The sequence below is a fragment of the Rhizobium sp. 57MFTsu3.2 genome (assembly GCF_012932765.1).
GTDB classification, from domain to species: Bacteria; Pseudomonadota; Alphaproteobacteria; order Rhizobiales; family Rhizobiaceae; genus Rhizobium; species Rhizobium altiplani.
In genome coordinates this window covers 1-3,487 of record NZ_JDWI01000070.1, presented here as the reverse complement: position 1 = coordinate 3,487, position 3,487 = coordinate 1, and the positions used below count along the sequence as shown (strand labels likewise).

The 3,487-nt window shown below is 61.3% G+C and carries 1 protein-coding gene; it reads right to left on the bottom strand.

The genetic code is table 11. The annotated features are described in order from the left end of the window. Nucleotides 1-3,487: immunoglobulin-like domain-containing protein (locus tag AF71_RS31140; RefSeq protein ID WP_169684536.1), on the bottom strand; the 3,487-nt coding region annotated here is incomplete at both ends.

Sequence of the window (3,487 nt, the reverse complement as noted above, 5' to 3'; positions counted from 1 at the left end):
GCGCCATCGGTTTCGGCCGCGCCGTTCCACGTGAGGGACTGGTTGGACCCGAGGGCGGAGCCGTTGACCGTGAGCGTCGCGCCCGCAGCCACCAGGGCATCGACGGTCGTCACATTCGTCGCCGCGGCGCCGAGCGTGATGGTTTCGATGTTGGTAACCTTGTTGAGATCGTTGGTGCCTGTACCGTTGTCCGTGAACGACAAGGTATCGCTGCCGGCGCCGCCGTCAACCGTATCATCGCCCGTCAGATACCCTTCGAAGACGATCCCATCATTGCCCGAGCCGGCCTTGACCGTCTTAATTCCCGAGCCCGCCGTGATCGCCGTGAAGCTCTCGATCTGATTCGAAAGATCGAGCACAACCGTAGCGGTGGAATTGATCGTTACCTTCTCGATGTTGACGATCTGCGCGTCGCTCCCGCTTGTGAAGCTTGCGTCGACACGCAGCGTATCGCTGCCGTCGCCGCCATCGATCACATAATCGTTCTGGTCTGCAACGATCATATCATCGCCGCCACCAGCCAGGATGATGTCCACCCCGCCCTTGCCGTCGAAGGTGCTTGCGCTGCTATCTCCGATAAGAATCTCGTTGGCGCTCGTGCCAGTGAGATCTCCGCCCCTTTGGTTTGTGACGTTGACATTCGCCGACGCCGTCGTGACCGTATTCGTCACCCCGTAGACGAAGCTGCCCGTGCCGCCGTTCCCGGTATCGTCGATGGTCACCGTGCCGTTCGTGCCGGTTCCATTCTGATGGGTTACGCTGCCCAAATCAATCTGGCTCTGAATGCCGGTGTTTCCGGAGACGATATCGATCGATCCGCTATCGGTTGAGTCGTTATAGAGGAGCGCCCATTCCGGTATCGTGTAGGCGCTACCGCCATAGTTGGACAGGACGGTATCGGTAACCGCAGTGACTTCATTCGCATTCGTCACCGTCACGTTGAGCGTCTGCGTATCGACGCCGCCATGGCCGTCTGAAACCTGCACGGTGACGACATAGACGTTGTCGCCAGCCGTACCACCGACATCGCCCGGCGCTTCATAGTTGGGCGCGGAGATGAAGGTGAGAACGCCGGTCGACGAGTTGATCGCGAACTTGGCGTAGTCGGTACCCGCCGTCTCGACGATGGAATAGACCAGCGTGTTGCCGTCGGCATCGGTCGCATTGACGTCGGTGACCACCGTCGTGTTTTCCGCGACGGAAAGGTTCGTCGGATCGGTTCCGTTGTTCGGAGCGGTGATGACCGGGTTGGCATTCGGCGGCGCGGTCACTGAAATCGCCAGTGTGGCGCCAGCGGTATCTCCATCGCCATCCACGATCGTGTAGGCGAATGACTCGTTGCCCGTGCTGCTGATCGGCGCGAGGTAGCTGTAGTCGCCGGCATGATGGGTTGTTCCGACATCCGTGAAATAGAATGTCAGAGTGCCGCCAAGCGCCGTCTTAATCTCGATCCAGCTGCCGTGGTCCTGGTACGCGCCCCCCGGCGTGCCGCTTTCCGAAACCGTTCCTGTTCCGGCGATCGCGCCGGGCGTGAAGCTATATGTCACGCCATTGACAACGATCGACTGGACATGCCCGCCATCGGCGCCGAAGCTCGCGTCGACGCCGCCATCGATGACAACGTTGCCGCCGACCGACTGGGCATTGCCGAGGAAGTCCTGCAAGGTTGCAAGGAGGCCGGTAACATCGCTGGTGCCGACCAGGATAACGGTGTCCTCGGTCGTGTTGCCGTCCGATCCGTCGGTGTTCGGATAGGACACCGGCTCAAGGTTGGCAACGTTGATGCTACCGCCAATGCCGATCGCATAGACGCTGTCGATACCCTTCGCATTGATGAAGGCTTCCCATTCGCCGGTGGTCACGGAATTGTTGGTGTGATTACCGTCATCCGCGCCGCTGGCAATCCCATCGCCGCTCGGCGCACCGTCCGACAGGAAGTAGACGACGTTCTTGTCGGCCTGCACGGGCGCGCCGGTGCCATAGCTCGACATCGCCTGCTGCAGGCCGAGGTCGTAATTGGTTCCGCCGGAGCCGTTCCAGTTCGCATTGTTTTGAATGTACGCCAGCGCATCTGCCTTGGTCATCCAGACCGTGCCGGATGCGTTCTCGCCGAACTTGACGATCTCGACGTACTTGATCTGGTCGTTCGATTCGAGCAGCTGCTCCATCGAATACCGCGCGAGACCAATCCGGTCTTGGGTATAGCCACCAGGCACATTGCTGACACCGCCGCCGTAGGACGAGTACATGCTGTACGAGACGTCCACGATCAGCTGCACGTTGACTGTGCTCATCGAACCGGCCACCGTGCTTTCGGTGACGTTATGCGCAACCGGTGCGTCGTCGGTGATCGTTAGGTTCACCGAACCCGATACCTTGTCACCCGAAGCGTCCGTCGCAACGACCTTGATGCCCCCGATGGTTACGGCATCCTTATTGACACCGTCGATGAGGTTGTCGGTCAGCGTTGCGGTGACGGTCGGAGTGACCGACTGGCCGGGGGCCGCCGAGGTGTTCGTCAGCGAAAGCCTGACGAAGGCGCCGAGATTGGTATCGGTCGGGGAGAACAGGTTCCCGACCAACTGGGCGCCGCTCAACGCCCAGTGCACGCTGTAGCCGGGGGCGAGACCATCGACGGTCGGCGCGGTCCAGCTGCTGCCGGTCGGATTGTCGAAGGCAATGGTGATAGTCTCGCCAGTCGCGGTGAAGGTGATCCCCGTCGTTGCCTGAGCCGTCTCACCACGGCTGTCCGGCGCGCTGCCGGTTACCGCGCCCGCGGCGAGATCCGCCGGCATACCGCCACTCGAGCCGTTGAGAACTGTATCGAGCGCCGCCTCGCTGAGCGTCAGCGAAACGCTGCCACCTCCGGTCGGAACGCTGTTCACCGTCGTGTCTATCGTTCCGGTCGGGACCAGATGCTCGTATTGGTCTCCACCGCTGATGAGACTGATCGAGTTGTGAACTGAAGTGCCGGAAATCGAACCCGGGGCGAAGGTCACGTCCGTGCTCGCACTTGACTGGTTGGCATGGATCGTGACCGTCTGACCGGTCTCGAGCGTGAAGGTGAGGTCCGACTTCGGCGCGACCGCCAGGTTGTCGGAGTTCGTGAGGGTCACCGTATAGGTGATCGTGGTCGTGCCACCAGCATCAAAGACAGGCGAACCGGCTGTGAGAGTGGCGGTTACAGTATCGATCGTGTCGCTGACCGACGCGGTAGCGGAGCCAGTTCCGACCTGCAGGCTTTCGAAGTTGCCGCCGCTGGTGCCGGTGATCGTCGCTGTCCTGGTCGAGGCGTCGCTGTAGACGTCCTCGCCATTGTTGGCGGCGATCGTCAGCGTGCCGCTGGTCTGACCGTCGGCGATGGTGATGTCGCCCCGATCGGTATGGACAACCGTGACACCCTGCGAGGCGTTCGTCAGCGTTGCCGTGAACACGTAGCTGGCAGTTGAGCCTTCGGTTACGGACGAGCCGGAAAGGCTGACCGTCG